This window comes from Gordonia soli NBRC 108243 (assembly GCF_000334455.1).
Taxonomy (GTDB): domain Bacteria; phylum Actinomycetota; class Actinomycetes; order Mycobacteriales; family Mycobacteriaceae; genus Gordonia; species Gordonia soli.
Genome location: NZ_BANX01000011.1, coordinates 349,950 through 363,516, shown reverse-complemented (window position 1 = coordinate 363,516; position 13,567 = coordinate 349,950). Strand labels below are relative to the sequence as shown.

16 protein-coding genes are annotated in these 13,567 nt (G+C 68.0%); 9 read left to right on the top strand and 7 right to left on the bottom strand.

The genetic code is table 11. The features are described 5' to 3' along the window. Positions 1-28: 28 nt before the first annotated feature. Together GS4_RS09360 and GS4_RS09355 are read left to right on the top strand one after the other, a co-directional pair. Positions 29-643 carry an Rv1363c family protein gene (locus GS4_RS09360; protein ID WP_157226560.1) on the top strand — a complete coding sequence of 205 codons (615 nt, stop codon included), beginning with the start codon at positions 29-31 and terminating at the stop codon, positions 641-643. Continuing rightward, positions 643-1,296: a hypothetical protein gene (locus GS4_RS09355; protein WP_007619868.1), complete on the top strand. Its 654-nt coding sequence runs from the start codon at positions 643-645 to the stop codon at positions 1,294-1,296. Before GS4_RS09360 ends, GS4_RS09355 begins: the two co-directional genes overlap by 1 nt. Positions 1,297-1,338: 42 nt before the next feature. On the opposite strand, the gene GS4_RS26150 is transcribed toward GS4_RS09355, so the two are convergent. Beyond that, entirely contained in the window at positions 1,339-1,611 is a 273-nt protein-coding gene (locus GS4_RS26150) for an Lrp/AsnC family transcriptional regulator (protein ID WP_245555601.1), read from the bottom strand. 110 nt (positions 1,612-1,721) lie between these two features. Here GS4_RS26150 and GS4_RS25150 point away from each other — a divergent pair, with 110 nt between their 5' ends. Both GS4_RS25150 and GS4_RS09340 read left to right on the top strand, forming a co-directional pair. After that, positions 1,722-2,042 (top strand): rhodanese-like domain-containing protein, encoded by a 321-nt coding sequence (locus GS4_RS25150; RefSeq protein WP_083862683.1) that lies wholly within the window; start codon positions 1,722-1,724, stop codon positions 2,040-2,042. A gap of 306 nt (positions 2,043-2,348) precedes the next feature. Then, positions 2,349-2,753 (top strand): hypothetical protein, encoded by a 405-nt coding sequence (locus GS4_RS09340; RefSeq protein WP_007619865.1) that lies wholly within the window; start codon positions 2,349-2,351, stop codon positions 2,751-2,753. 86 nt (positions 2,754-2,839) lie between these two features. Here the strand turns inward: GS4_RS09340 and GS4_RS09335 are convergent, their stop codons facing one another. The 3 genes from GS4_RS09335 to GS4_RS09325 form a co-directional block, all read right to left on the bottom strand. Beyond that, a complete protein-coding gene (locus tag GS4_RS09335; RefSeq protein WP_007619864.1) occupies positions 2,840-4,342 on the bottom strand; it encodes an aldehyde dehydrogenase in 1,503 nt (500 codons plus the stop codon). A 110-nt stretch (positions 4,343-4,452) separates the two neighbouring features. After that, positions 4,453-5,100 carry an LON peptidase substrate-binding domain-containing protein gene (locus tag GS4_RS09330; protein ID WP_007619863.1) on the bottom strand — a complete coding sequence of 216 codons (648 nt, stop codon included), beginning with the start codon at positions 5,098-5,100 and terminating at the stop codon, positions 4,453-4,455. A gap of 145 nt (positions 5,101-5,245) precedes the next feature. After that, positions 5,246-5,557, bottom strand: a complete 312-nt coding sequence (locus tag GS4_RS09325; RefSeq protein WP_007619862.1) for an antibiotic biosynthesis monooxygenase family protein — start codon at positions 5,555-5,557, stop codon at positions 5,246-5,248. 58 nt (positions 5,558-5,615) lie between these two features. Here GS4_RS09325 and GS4_RS09320 point away from each other — a divergent pair, with 58 nt between their 5' ends. Further along, positions 5,616-6,419, top strand: coding sequence for an alpha/beta fold hydrolase (locus tag GS4_RS09320; protein WP_007619861.1), 804 nt, complete (start codon positions 5,616-5,618; stop codon positions 6,417-6,419). Positions 6,420-6,528: 109 nt separating this feature from the next. Here GS4_RS09320 and GS4_RS09315 read toward each other — a convergent pair whose 3' ends face one another. Continuing rightward, a complete protein-coding gene (locus GS4_RS09315; RefSeq protein WP_040509961.1) occupies positions 6,529-7,428 on the bottom strand; it encodes an iron-sulfur binding domain-containing protein in 900 nt (299 codons plus the stop codon). Between GS4_RS09315 and GS4_RS09310 the strand changes: the two genes are divergently transcribed. The 3 genes from GS4_RS09310 (at position 7,427) to GS4_RS09300 (ending at position 10,052) form a co-directional block, all read left to right on the top strand. After that, a complete protein-coding gene (locus GS4_RS09310; protein WP_040509960.1) occupies positions 7,427-8,080 on the top strand; it encodes a carbonic anhydrase in 654 nt (217 codons plus the stop codon). The genes GS4_RS09315 and GS4_RS09310 overlap by 2 nt on opposite strands. 100 nt (positions 8,081-8,180) lie before the next feature. Then, positions 8,181-8,948, top strand: a complete 768-nt coding sequence (locus GS4_RS09305) for a hypothetical protein (RefSeq protein WP_007619854.1) — start codon at positions 8,181-8,183, stop codon at positions 8,946-8,948. Positions 8,949-9,233: 285 nt separating this feature from the next. Continuing rightward, positions 9,234-10,052 (top strand): PDDEXK family nuclease, encoded by an 819-nt coding sequence (locus GS4_RS09300; RefSeq protein ID WP_007619852.1) that lies wholly within the window; start codon positions 9,234-9,236, stop codon positions 10,050-10,052. Positions 10,053-10,446: 394 nt separating this feature from the next. Here the strand turns inward: GS4_RS09300 and disA are convergent, their stop codons facing one another. Beyond that, positions 10,447-11,529: a DNA integrity scanning diadenylate cyclase DisA gene (gene disA / locus GS4_RS09295; protein ID WP_007619850.1), complete on the bottom strand. Its 1,083-nt coding sequence runs from the start codon at positions 11,527-11,529 to the stop codon at positions 10,447-10,449. 81 nt (positions 11,530-11,610) lie between these two features. Between disA and GS4_RS09290 the strand changes: the two genes are divergently transcribed. Further along, the gene (locus tag GS4_RS09290) at positions 11,611-12,141 is read left to right on the top strand and encodes a PaaI family thioesterase (protein ID WP_007619849.1); all 531 of its coding nucleotides are present in this window, start codon (positions 11,611-11,613) and stop codon (positions 12,139-12,141) included. Between the two features lie 12 nt (positions 12,142-12,153). Here the strand turns inward: GS4_RS09290 and radA are convergent, their stop codons facing one another. Continuing rightward, the gene (gene radA / locus GS4_RS09285; protein ID WP_040509956.1) at positions 12,154-13,530 is read right to left on the bottom strand and encodes a DNA repair protein RadA; all 1,377 of its coding nucleotides are present in this window, start codon (positions 13,528-13,530) and stop codon (positions 12,154-12,156) included. Between the last annotated feature and the right edge of the window lie 37 nt (positions 13,531-13,567).

Below are 13,567 nucleotides of genomic sequence, written 5' to 3'. Positions count from 1 at the left end.
AAGCGTCGTCGAGCCGGATCCCACCGATGTGGAGCGCAATCTCGGCTACCGCGCGCGTCGCCGCCGAAATCGTTCGGCCGGAGCAGGATCGGCGACGGCGGGAGCGGCGACAGCGGGGGCCGAGGCGGGTGTGCGCTATCGCGGTCGCGACTCGCGCGGCGCACGCCGCTGGGTGCTCGGAGCGCTGGCGGTTGTCCTCATCATCGCCGGGGTGGTCGTCTCCACGTTGTTCGCGATCGGGATCTCCCGTGCGGACGCCGAGAACGATCGTCGAGCCGAGTACTCCGCGTTCGCGCGAGACATGCTGGTGAACCTCACGAGTCTGAACTCGGCGAAGGCCGACGAGGCCCTCAAGTACTACGAGCAGAACACCAGCGGTCGTGCGCGGCAACAGATGCAGGACTCGATGCCGCAGACCGTGGAACTGATCAAGAAGTCGAACACCGACACCGAGTCCAGCATCATCGCCGACGCGGTCACCAAGGCCGAGCCCGAGGAGGGCACGGTCATCGCGGTGCTCGGCTGGCGGCAGGTGAGTCGCGAGCCCAACGCCCAACCGATCTACCAGACTTTCCGGTGGCGGGTGAACATCACACGCATCAACGGAGCGCTGAAGATGACCAACTTCGAGTGGGTGACCTGATGAGAGCACGGATCACCACCGGACGGCTGATCGGCGCCACCCTGGCGGTGCTCGTCGTCGCGGCCGCTGTCGTCGCCACCTTCCTGGGCATCCGTTACTCGGACAGCCGGGCCACCGAGGACGCCCGCACGAGCGCCCTGGAATCGGCGCGCCAGTATGCGACCACGATGTTCGGCTACAACCCGCAGAACGTGAGTCAGCACATCGAGGCGTCGATGGACGTCTTGACCGGTGACGCCAAACCGACCTATGACGACCTGATCACCAAGAACAATCTCGCGGCTGAGGTGCGCAAGCAGCAGGTCGTCTCCGAGGTGACCATCCAGGACGCGGGGGTGGTGACCAACACCAAGGACACCGCCGAGGTCTTGATCTTCATGAACCAGTCGGTGACGCGGTCCAACAAGGAACTCGTCCGCGTGGACCCGAGTCGGCTGACGTTCACCATGCAACGCGACGGAAATCGCTGGCTGGTCAACGGGATCGACGTCATCACCGACGACTCGTTCAAGAGCCGCGCCGAACAGGCCGACACCCCGCCTCCGGGAGCGGTACCGGCTCCGACCGTGTCGCAGCCGTCGACCTCCGCGCCGGCTCCGGCTTCGGGTGCGAATCCGGCACTCCCCGTGCCGAGTCCGGCGCCCGGGGGCTGATCCGGGCGGCGTCGATGGTGCGCTCGGGATCGTCGACTGTGCTCAGTCGCACTCCAGCGACGCCGAGATGCGGCGTGCGGGAAGCGGACTGGAGTACACGACGCTGGTGGTGATGCCGCCGAGGGTCGCGAGCTTTCCGGTGATCCGTTCGAGGTCGGGCATGGATCGCGCGATCACCTTCATGATGAAGCAGTCGTCGCCGGTTACATGGTGTGCCTCCACGACCTCCGGCACCACGTCGAGGAGATCGTGGAACGGCTTGTAGTTGCCGGACGGGTACGCCAGCCGGACGAAGGCCATGATCGTGTACCCCATCGCCGCGATGTCCACGGTCGCCGCGTAGCCCGTGATGATGCCGGCATCGACGAGTCGCCGGACCCTGTCCGCCGTGGAACTCGGCGAGAACGAGTTGGGACCAGGGGCACATCCCGGGCGCGCTGCATCTGCCGGGTTCCGAATTACGTTCGCGTGCAGCCGTAGAGCTTCCCGATCGAGATGCGGAGATCGTCGTCTACTGCTGGGGACCGGGATGCAACGGCTCCACGCGGGCGGCAATGACGCTCACCGAGATGGGATACCGCCGGGTGCGAGAACTGATCGGTGGATTCGAGTACTGGGCGCGAGAAGGGCTGGCGATCGCGACGTCTGCCGGCCGTACTCGGCGGGACGTCGATGACCTGACCGCGCCGGTGACTCCGAGCGCGAATCCGAGGTTCCCCGTTCCGGTTCCGGCGCGTGAGGCCTGATCCGAACCGACGTCGACTGTGCGCTCCAGATCATCGATCGTGCGCGTGAAGCGGATCGTGTGGGCGCGGCTGGTGCCGCGGATCACTGACACGAGAGCGGGTCGGCCTGTGGACATCGCCGAGATGACGCCGCTCCGGTGTCATGTGACCGCAGGCTGCGCACGATTGACAGAATCGGGCGCACGATCAACGAGTTGGAGCGCACGATCGACGAGAGGGCGCGCGGCGGCGCGTCAGGATTCGCTTGACAAGTCCTCCACTGCGTCGTCAAGCTATGCCTGACAAGCTCGCGACCCTGGAGAGACGGTGAATCCGATCGACACCGCATACACGTGTGCCATCGAGGTCGGTGTCCGTGGCGTGGCTGATGCCGCAGCGCACGCCGCGGGCGCCTACGCCGACGAGATCATCGGGACCGGCCCACTGCCCGGCACCCCGGAGTGGGAGGCAGAACAATCCACCGACCTGCCGATGCAGCGTGCGATCGCCTGGCAACTGGTCAGTCTGCGCGTCCAACTCGGCGCCGGTCTGGACGGCATCGAGACCATCGTCATGCTGCGGACCATGGGCGCGACGTGGGCCGTGATCGGTCGGGCGGCCGGGATGAGCCGACAAGCGGCCCATGAGCGGTGGGGCCGGCGTAGTGCTGCCGTGCTCGATCCGTACGGCTCCGGGTTGCCGACGATCGTGCCCGACGATGATCCGTCCTGACGGAGGTCGCCCGGTGGGCGATTCTGGCGCCACACGCACGACGAGGGCCGGTCGCCCCGCGCGACCGACCCTCGTCGATGGTGGTGTCAGCCCTGCGAGCTGTAGCCCATCGGCATCAGGATCGACTTGTGCTCGAGGTAGGACTCGAGACCCTCACGGCCGTTCTCGCGACCGATACCGGAGTTCTTGTACCCGCCGAACGGTGACGCGGGATCGATTGCGTACCAATTGATCCCCAGTGTTCCGGTGCGGACCTGCTTGGCCACCTCGACGCCGCGGTCCACGTCTGCGGTCCACACCGAGCCGGCCAGGCCGTACTCGGAGTCGTTGGCGATCGCGATCGCCTCGTCGACGGTGTCGTAGGTGATCACGCTGATGACCGGGCCGAAGATCTCCTCGCGTGCGATCGCCATGTCGTTGGTGACACCGGTGAAGATGGTGGGGGTGACGAAGAAGCCGGAATCGAGGCCGTCCGGACGCGTTCCCTCGAGGACCGCGGTCGCGCCTTCCTCCTTGCCCTTTCGGACGTACCCCTCGACCTTGTCACGTTGTTTCTCGGTGATGATCGGGCCGAGGTTCGCGCCCTCGGTGCCGGGCACGCCCGGGACGAAGCCCTTGGCGGCCTCCACCATCGCGCCGACGATCTCGTCGTGACGCGAACGCGGAACCAGCACGCGTGTCTGCGCGACACATGCCTGACCGGCGTTGATCAGCCCCGCCGAGAACACCAACATGCCGACGTTGGCCTCGAGGTCGACGTCGTCGAGGACGATCGCAGCGGACTTTCCGCCGAGTTCGAGGGAGACCCGCTTCAGCAATTCGCCTGCGCGGGCGGCGATCGCGCGTCCTGCCACCGTGGAGCCGGTGAAGGTGATCTTGTCGACATCCGGGTGCTCGACGAGTGCCTTGCCGGTCTCCGTCCCGCCGGGGACCACCGAGATGACGCCCTCGGGCACGCCGGCGTCGGCGAAGACCTGGGCCAGCAGGTTCGCGTTGAGCGGGGTCTCCGGCGCCGGCTTCAGTACGATCGAGCAGCCGGCTGCGAGTGCGGGACCGAACTTGTTGCACAGCAGGAACAGCGGGACATTCCAGGCGATGATCGCGCCGACGACGCCGATCGGCTCGCGCACCACCAGCGTCTCGCCGAAGAGTCCGTTGCGGCGCTCCTCCCATTCGAAGGAGCGCGCGGCCGCGGCATATCCCTGCAGCACCCCGGTGGCCGGGAGTTGCTGCAGCGTGGCGACATCCGTGGGCGAGGCGCCCATCTCCGCGGAGACCAGTCGGGTGATCTCATCGGTGCGTTCGTTGATGAGCTCGGCGGCGCGCTCGAGAACGGTGGCGCGCTCAGCCGGCGTGCGATCGCGCCAGACGCCGGACTCGAACGATGCGCGAGCGGCCGCGACCGCGGTGTCGACATCGGTGGCATCCGCGGCCGGGACGGAACCGACACGGTCACCGGTTGCGGGTGAGAACACCTCGAGGACATCGGTCGAATGAGGGTCCGCCCACTGACCGCCGATGTAGAGCTTCGGCTGATCGCCGCCGCCGACGAGGTCGGGTGCGGTGCTGGACTCGACGGTCTCGGTCATGCTGTGTGCTCCCTGGCTTCGATGCGCCGCCACAGCGCGAGACGCGCGGCGGGTGTGAACTGTTGCACACCGATACTAGAACACGTTCTAACTTTCGGACAGGGGCCCGGTCAGCCCCTGAAGCGCAGGACGGCCTCGATACCGTCGAGCGCGTCGTCGAGCAGGGCGATCTGCTCGGCGACCGTGGTCGCGACCAATAGCTGCTGACGGTCGGCCGGGCCGATGGGCAGACGAGCCGCCCACCCGAGCACGCCGTGCGGCCCGAGAGCGCTCGGGTCGAACATCTCGGCCTCCGACGATCGGGATCCGAGGTCGTCCGCGGAATCGCGGTCGAGATGCGCGCTGCGGATGCGGTCGACGACCTCGACGATGCGCCCGCCCAACTCGACCAGTCGAGGGCGGTCGGTCGCCGAGATGGTCGGCTCGTCGAGATGGGCGATGCGCGCCCGCGGATACGGATCGTCGGGCAGCCACTCGACCACCTGGAAGCGACGGCTGCCCGTGCACACCAGCGCCGCGCGCCCGTCTCGTTCGCGATGGAGCTGGTCGACCCTCGCGATGGTGCCGACATCGTGGCGCACATCGCCGCCGCCGACCTCGTGCCCACGCGCGATCAACACCACGCCGAAGCCAGGAGTTGCGTCCGGCGTGACCGCCGCAGCGGTCAGGCAGTCGTCGAGCAGCGCACGGTAGCGCGGCTCGAAGATGCGCAGCGGCAGCAACTCGCCGGGCAGCAGGACGCCGCCCAGCGGGAACATCGGGATCGACGTGGAACTCACCCCGGCCGACCACGGAGAGTTTCGCCTCGGCCGCACAGGGGTCCGAGTGCTTCGCGTCGGTGACTCAGGAGTTCGACGGCTTCGCGTCGGTGACTCAGGAGTTCGACGGCTTCGCGTCGAGTTGTCAGGAGTTCGACGGCTTCGCGTCGAGCACGACTTCGAACTCGAGGAGGTCGGCGCCACTCGCGACCGGCTTCGCACGCTCGCCGGAGTGGGCCTCGCGGGCCGGACCGGCGGCCCACGCCTGGAAGTCCTCGTCGGACTCCCAATGCGTCACCACGAAGTAGCGGTCGTCGCCCTTCACCGGACGCAACAGCTGGAAGCCGAGGAAGCCCTTGGAGCCGTCGACGGAGTGGGCGCGGTTGCTGAATCGCTTCTCGAGTTCGGGCCCGGCACCCTCGGGCACGCTGATCGCGTTGATCTTCACCACAGACATGGACCCACCCTACTGCGGGTCTCTTCGTCGAGGTCCGGGCTGACATACCCTGTGCGGCGTGATCACCCCCGCCCCGATCGCCGACACCGGTTTCCTCGATCACGGCGGTCCCCACGACGAGGACGGGCCGGTTCGCGGCGTCGGCCCGATCGTGTTGCTGCACGGCTTGATGGGACGTGGCCGCACCTGGCGCCGACAGATCCCGTGGCTGCGGCGATACGGGCGGGTCTTCACCTTCGATGCCGCGTTCCACTGCGGGGCCGACTCGGCAGATGCCACCGGACCCGACGAGATCGCGACCGAGAGATTCGTCGCCGACCTCGCCGAGATCCTGGTGTGGATCGACCAGGGGCCTGCGGTCCTGGTCGGGCACTCGATGGGCGCGCTGCACGCCTGGTGTACCGCTGCCGCCTACCCGGAACTCGTCTCGGCGATCGTCGTCGAAGACATGGCGCCCGATTTCCGAGGGCGGACCACGGCGAACTGGACTCCGTGGTTCGAGTCGTGGCCAGAACGATTCGAGTCTCCCGCCCACGCGGTGGAGATGTTCGGAGAGGTTGCCGGACGGTACTTCCACGACGCCTTCGACGACGGTCGACTGCACGGTCGGCTGGAGACGTGGACGTCCATCGCCGCCGAGTGGGGGGAGCGTGACTTCTGGGCGCAGTGGCGATCGGTCGAGGTCCCGACGCTCGTGATCGAGGCCGAACACGGTGTGACCCCGGCCGGCCAGATGCGGGAGATGGTGGCGCAGAACCCCGCTGCGCGTCATCTGTTCGTCGCCGGCGCCGGACACCTGCTCCACGACGACGCCCCCGAGGTCTACCGGGGAGCTGTCGAGGCGTTCCTCTCCGGGCTCTGACGCCGGGGATCGCCGTCGGCCCCAGGTGGGTCACTGTGCTTGTCGATGGCTGTGCTCGTGGCTCGCGGCTCGTGGGTGGCCGGCTCGTGGGGCGTGCGTCCGCGAGGGCTCAACCGCCCTCGCCGGCAAGGCAGTACCGGCCGTCGACGGTCTGTTCGACGAGGCCGTCGACGAGCAGCGAGTCCAATGCGCGGTCCCGCTGCGCGGTGTCGGATGTCCACACGGTGTCGAGCCGCCCACGTTCGACGGGGCCGGTGGTGTCGCGCAGGACGTCGAGCAGCAGCCCGCGGACCTGTCGGTCGGTGCCGGCGAACTTCTGCACGCGTCGCGGCGGACCCGTGTGCGCTGGTCGTCCGAGACGGAGCCAGGTGCAGTCGGCCGACAGCGGGCAGTTCTCGCAGTCGGGGGTGCGGGCGGTGCAGACGAGGGCGCCCAGTTCCATCAGGGCAGCGGAGAACCGAGGCGCGGTCGGTGCGTATCCACCGCGCTCGTCGCGGGGGAGGAGCACCTCGGCGTCGGCGAGGTCGGTACGTGCGGGATTGCCGGGATGCTGACGGCCGTGCACCGCGCGGGCGATGACCCGCCGCACGTTGATGTCCACGACCGGGACCGGCCGGCCGAAGGCGAAGCAGGCGACCGCGCGTGCCGTGTAATCGCCGACGCCGGGCAGTGCGAGGAGTGTGTCGACGTCGTCGGGGACGCGGTCGTCGTACTGTCGGGCCAGCACGGTCGCACATTCGTGGAGCCGCAGCGCCCGCCGTGGGTAGCCGAGTTTTCCCCACGCGCGGACCACCTCACCGGGGGATTCGGCGGCGAGTGCGGACGGCTTCGGCCACCGCTGGATCCATTCCCGCCATGGCCCCACGACCCGCACCACGGGGGTCTGCGCGAGCATGATCTCGCTGACCAGGATCGGCCATGCGTCCAGTCCCGATGCGCGCCACGGCAAGTCGCGCTCGTGGAGGTCGAACCAGCCGAGCAGGGCGCCCGGTGGCACACTAGTGCTCATGAGCGGAGTGACCCCAGCAGAGGCGTGGCAGATCCTGCGAGACGGCAACAGTCGATTCGTGGGCGGCGATTCGAAGCATCCCGGTCAGGGTAGCGATGACCGTGCCCGACTGGTCGGCGGCCAGAACCCACACGTCGTCCTGTTCGGCTGCGCCGACTCCCGACTGGCCGCGGAGATCATCTTCGACCAGGGACTCGGCGACATGTTCGTCGTCCGAACCGCGGGGCACGTCCTCGACTCGGCGGTGCTCGGATCGATCGAGTATGCCGCCGCCGTCCTCGAGGTGCCCCTCATCGTCGTGCTCGGTCACGACAGTTGCGGAGCGGTGAAGGCGACGCTCGATGCCCTCGACGACCTGCAGATCCCCGGCGGCTACATCCGCGACGTGGTGGAGCGAGTTGCGCCGAGCATCCTCGCCGGCCGCGGCGAGGGACTGACCCGGGTCGACGAGTTCGAGGCCCGGCACGTCACCGAGACAGGAAGTCAGTTGCTGGACCGGAGTCGCATCATCGCGGACCGGGTGGAGTCGGGTGAGCTGGCGATCGTCGGGCTCACCTACGAGCTCGGCGAGGGGCAGGTGCACGTTCGATCGGTGATCGGCGACATCGGTGATCTGGTCATCGAGCCGACCCCGCAGACGCTTCAGAGCTGAACCCTGACTTTAGACTTTCCGCCGGTCAGGGCCGCTTCGACCCGCGACACGCCGTCGTAGATCGGCCGGTCGGATCACGGTCCCCGTTAGCGTTGACACCGTGATCGAACCGCAGGGCCCGCTACCACCCGAGATCTATTGGCGACGTCGTATCGTCGCCGGTGGTGTGGCGGTGGCGGTCGTCGCCGTGGTCATCGGTCTGATCATCTGGACCACCGGTGGGAGCGATGCGCCGACCCCCGCGGTCGCGGCATCGTCCGCATCGCAGGAGACGCCCTACCTCACCGAATCGTCGGCACCCGAGTCGTCGGGCGTGAACGGCGGCATCAGTGGCGGCGGGACCGGTGGTGGGGCGAACAACGGTGGCGGGAATGCCGCAGGAACGCCCGGGGGAGCATCGGCCGGGGCGTCGGGCTCCGCGGCCCCTGCCGGTACGCCGGCTCCCGTTCCGCCCTCGGGCCTCTGCCCCGACCAGAACATCTCGGTGGTGCTCTATACCGACAAGCCGACCTACACCGTCGGCGATCAGCCGGTCTTCACCATCGTCACCACCAATGCCGGACTCACCGAGTGCACGCGAGACGTCGGGAAGGCCGCGCAGAACGTCGTCGTGCGCACGCTCGACGGGACCCGGACGCTGTGGTCGGCGCGTGACTGCTCGCCCCTGCAGACCGTGAACAACCAGGTCCTCAAGCCGGCTCAGCAGGTCCGCGACACCATCACGTGGTCGGGTACGACGAGCAATCCCGGCTGCAACCGACCCCGGGTCCCGATCCCGGTCGGCGGCTTCCAGGCGGTCGGCAAGATCGGCGAGAAGGAGTCGGCGCCGATCACCTTCAACGTCGTCGCACCTGCGCAGCAGCCGTAGTCCAGGGCGGGCCCAGGGCTCGCTCGTGTGTGGGCTGGTGTAGGTGGGCTCGGTCTGGGCGGGGTGATCTCCGGATGGCCGATCTGCGGACGGCTGATCTGCGGACGGCTGATCTCGGATTTTTGGCACGTGAGCGGGTCTGACTGTGGATGTCGCACACCTGGGCTCGCTGAGGTGTCATCTGTGCACATCCTCGAATTCCACAGCGGGCACATCGAATCCGAATCCATCCACAGATGCGCGTACGGCCTCACCTGAGACGTCGCGACACCTGACACTTCGGCCATGGACTCCGGCGTGTACTCATGGTCGACGCTCATCTCGCAGGGCGCGACTCGATATCAGATCGACCGCGCGGTCGCGGACGGCGACCTGGTCCGCGTCCGCCATGGGTGGTACGCGAGGCGAACCGCGGACCCCGACGTTGTGGCAGCAGTGGCGACCGGCGGAGTCATGAGTTGTGTGTCGGCGTTGCGGCGCTCCGGGATCTGGGTGCCGGAGCATCATGGGGCACCGCATGTCCGAGGGAATGCACCGGCGTACCGGAACATCTCGGAGAGACTGTGTCGTCCGTACGGCCGATTCGTGCCCGAAGCGGGGCCGGTCGACGATGTCGCGACCGCGTTTCGGCACGCCGTCCGATGCCTCGACGACGAAGGACTCGTCGTGGTCGCGGACTCGATTCTCAACCAAGGTGCATTGTCGCTGGACGATCTTCGACAGGCGTTGCACGGTTCTCCGCTTCGCATCCGCTCACTCTTGGACAGGTGCGATCCCCGTGCCGAGTCCGGACCGGAGACGATGGTGCGTCTACGACTACGCGCTCGCGGAATTCCGGTCCGGGTGCAGGTCTGGATTTGGCGGGTCGGGCGGGTCGATCTGTTGGTCGGCGAGAAGCTCATCCTGGAGATCGACAGCGTCGCCTTCCACACCGGGCATGAGCGGTACGAGTCCGATCGGGCGCGCGACCGACGCGCCGTTGCGCAGGGGCTCATCGCGATGCGGCTGACGTATCGGAACGTTGTGCACGAGTGGGATGCCGTCTACGAGGAGATCGCTGCCATCGTTCGGGGTCGACGCCACCGCGCTGCTCGACACAGATGACGCGTGAGCGATTGCGGCCGTGCGATATCCACGGTGGCGATCGCTGAAGTGTCAGGAATTTGGGGTTTGCGGAGTGGTCGGGGCGGACGGATTGATTCGGGGCAAGTCGGCGGGTGACCGCACAAATGACACCTCAGCGGGTTCAGCTGTGCACCATCCGCAGCGATGCTCGCTGAGGTGTCAGAAATCCGAATGGGGCCGGTGGCGGCTGCTGGATGGCCCAGTCAGATGGCGGGGCAAGGGACCGGCTCGAGCTGCGCACGGTGTGGTCGCACAAATGACACCTCAGCGGGTCCAGCCGTGCACCATCCACAGCGCCGCCCGCTCAGGTGTCAAGAATCCGCCCGCCCGGAGAACAACCGCGAAAGGCGAGCCGACGACCGCCGAGCAAGAACTAGTCGTACCGCTCGATGCTGGTCTCGGCCAGGCGGGAGAGGCCCTCGCGGATGTGCCGAGCCCAGATGCTGCCGATGCCCTCGACGGCCTGGAGGTCGGCGGCCGACGTCGCGAGCAACGCCTGCAGGGTGCCGAAATTGCGTACGAGACGGTCGATGTGGGCGAACTGGAGTCGGGAGATGCGGGCCAGCAGACGGTAGCCGCGCGGGCTCATCGCGGTGTCCTGCGCGTCGATGGTGGTGGGGTAGCCGAAGGCGCCGGCGAGCAGGGTGAGGTCGAGGAGGTCTGCGTCGCTGAGGCTTTCGACGGACTCCAGGGCCTGACGCACCTCCTCGGTGCTGGCCGGCTCCGGGCTCGCGTAGTAGTCGCGGACGAGTAGTTCGCGCATCGTGTCGTTGTCGCTGATGAGCTCCTCGAGCTGCAGGCTCACCTGACGACCGTTGACACCCAGCTCGAGCACGTACTCCTCGATCTCGACCGACACCCGGCGCACCATCTCCATGCGCTGGGCCGTCGACATCGCGTCACGCAGCAGCACGTAGTCCTCGATCTCGGCGCGGGACAACTGGGCCGACACCTCGTCGAGTCGGGTCTTGTAGCGCTCGAGGGTGGTCAGGGCGACGTTCGCGCGGGACAGGATCGGATCGGAGCTCTCCACCACCCGACGCATGCCGTCGACGTAGACGCTGACGATCGACATCGAGGCGCTCACCGAGATCACCGGATGGCGGGTCTGGATCGCGGTGCGCTCGGCGGCCCGGTGGCGGGTGCCCGACTCCTCGGTGGGGATCGACGGATCGGGGACCAGCTGCACGTTGGCGCGCACGATCCGCTTGCCGTCGGTGGACATCACGACCGCGCCGTCCATCTTGGCCAGCTCGCGCAACCGCGTCGGGGCGAACTCGACGTCGAGGTGGAATCCGCCGTCGCAGATCTTCTCGACGTCGGAATCGTGTCCGAGCACGATGAGCGCCCCGGTACCACCGCGGAGGATGCGTTCGAGGCCGTCGCGCAGACCGGTGCCCGGCGCGACCCGCGCGAGCGTCTCTCGCGTGAGTTCTGATCTGGCGGCCTCGGCCATGGTGGCGCCCTCTCTGCCGACCGGTGCCGGTCGACGCGTGTACTGCGACTAGGGTAACGGGGCGTGACGAGCAGTTTTGTGGTGCCCACCGAGCTCGACCCGCTGGAACGCCATCCCAAGGCGGTCGGACCGGGCGAGCAGATGCGGATGCACAACTCGACCTGCTTCGGTTGCGGTGAGCAGTCGCCGGCCGGACTCCGACTGAAGATGTTCGCGGGCGACGACTTCTTTGTGACCGCGACCATGGAGGTCGAGTCCCGGTTCGAGGGCGGTCCGGGCGTGATCCACGGCGGCATCCTCTCGACCGCCTTCGACGACGTCATGGGGATGGCGCCGCTGCTCATCGGCCCGTCGGCGGTCACCGTCCATCTCGAGGTGGACTATCGGCGACCGATCCCGATCGGCTCCACCCTCCAGTTCCGCGCCGACATCATGGGCAGGCAGCGGCGCAAGGTCTACACCGAAGCGATCGCGCACATCGGTGACCCCGACGATCCGGTGGCGACGGCGCACGCGATCTTCGTGACCATCAGGGCGCGTGAGCATTTCGCCGCGCACGTGGAGAACAGTCAGCTGTCCGATGACGACAAGCGGCGGCTGCGGGCTCCCTGACCGCCCACTCGGTCAGAACGGCGCGGCGACCACGCTGACCAGTCCGGCCCGCACCGCCTGGTGCAGATCTCCGACGCGGGTCACCTTGATCCCGGTGGGCAGCTTCTCGTCGGTCGCGGCCGGGACGATCGCGTGCATGAACCCGAGTCGTTTCGCCTCCGCGACCCGTCGTGCGACCGCGGACACCCGCCGGACCTCACCGGCCAGGCCGACCTCGCCGATGGCGACGGTGAACTGGGGGATCGGGGTGTCGTTGAGGACCGAGCTGACCGCCAGTGCGATGGCGAGGTCGCCTGCGGGTTCGGTCACGCGCATCCCGCCGACCGTCGCGACGTAGATCTCCTTGTCGCCCACCTTCGCCGACAGTCGACTCTGCAGAACGGCCAGCACCATCGCGACACGTGCCGAGTCGAGTCCGGATACCGCACGCCGAGGTGTGGCCATCGTCGACGGGTTGGCGAGCGACTGGATCTCACCGACCAGCGCACGTTTGCCGTCCATGGTGACCAGGGCGGTGGAACCGGTGACGTCGATGCCGCGCTGGTGCAAGAAGATCCCGGACGGATCGGGGACCTGGTGGATGCCGTCGTCGCGCTGCTCGAAACACCCCACCTCGTCGGCGGGGCCGAAGCGGTTCTTGATACCCCGCACCATCCGGAGACTCGAGTGTCGGTCACCTTCGAAGGACAGGACGACGTCGACCAGGTGTTCCAGCGACCGTGGACCGGCCACGGCGCCGTCCTTGGTGACGTGACCGACCAGGATGACCGCGATGCCGCGATTCTTGGCGAGTGACACCAGGGCGGTGGTGACCGCCCGGATCTGGGTCACGCCGCCGGTGACCCCGTCGACTGCGGATGCCACGACGGTCTGTACCGAGTCGACGACGAGCAGCGACGGCGACACCGCGTCGACGTGGCCGAGGATGGTGCCGAGGTCGGATTCGGATGCGAGGTAGACGTTCTCGTGGACGGCATCGGTGCGCTCGGCGCGCATCCGCACCTGTCCGGCCGACTCCTCGCCGGTGATGTACAGGGCGGTGCGGCCGCCCTTCGCCCAGTACTTGACCGCCTCGAGCAGAAGCGTCGACTTGCCGACCCCGGGTTCGCCGGCGAGCAGCACGACCGAGCCCGGCACGACCCCACGACCGAGGACGCGGTCGAGTTCACCGATACCCGTCGCGATGGAGGCCGACGAGTCGGCATCGACCTCGGTGATGCGCCGGGCAGGACTGGTGGGGGCGACGGCTCCCGATCCCTTAGGGCCGGCCGGCACGCCGGCGACCTCGTCGACGGTGCCCCACTCGCCACAGTCGGGGCAGCGACCGACCCATTTCGCCACCGAGTGGCCGCACGCACTGCATCGGTAGTTCGACTTCACTCTGGCCACATCGACAGCTTAGAGGCGACGGCCGACACGTTCTTCC

Excerpts from the sequence above, each read along its gene's own strand:
- GS4_RS09310 (WP_040509960.1), top strand. The coding sequence starts at position 7,427 with ATGAGCGGAGTGACCCCAGCAGAGGCGTGGCAGATCCTGCGAGACGGC.
- GS4_RS09335 (WP_007619864.1), bottom strand. The coding sequence starts at position 4,342 with ATGACCGAGACCGTCGAGTCCAGCACCGCACCCGACCTCGTCGGCGGC.
- GS4_RS26150 (WP_245555601.1), bottom strand. The coding sequence starts at position 1,611 with ATGGGGTACACGATCATGGCCTTCGTCCGGCTGGCGTACCCGTCCGGC.
- GS4_RS09355 (WP_007619868.1), top strand. The coding sequence starts at position 643 with ATGAGAGCACGGATCACCACCGGACGGCTGATCGGCGCCACCCTGGCG.
- GS4_RS09325 (WP_007619862.1), bottom strand. The coding sequence starts at position 5,557 with ATGTCTGTGGTGAAGATCAACGCGATCAGCGTGCCCGAGGGTGCCGGG.
- GS4_RS09315 (WP_040509961.1), bottom strand. The coding sequence starts at position 7,428 with ATGAGCACTAGTGTGCCACCGGGCGCCCTGCTCGGCTGGTTCGACCTC.
- disA (WP_007619850.1), bottom strand. The coding sequence starts at position 11,529 with ATGGCCGAGGCCGCCAGATCAGAACTCACGCGAGAGACGCTCGCGCGG.
- GS4_RS09330 (WP_007619863.1), bottom strand. The coding sequence starts at position 5,100 with ATGTTCCCGCTGGGCGGCGTCCTGCTGCCCGGCGAGTTGCTGCCGCTG.
- GS4_RS09300 (WP_007619852.1), top strand. The coding sequence starts at position 9,234 with ATGGACTCCGGCGTGTACTCATGGTCGACGCTCATCTCGCAGGGCGCG.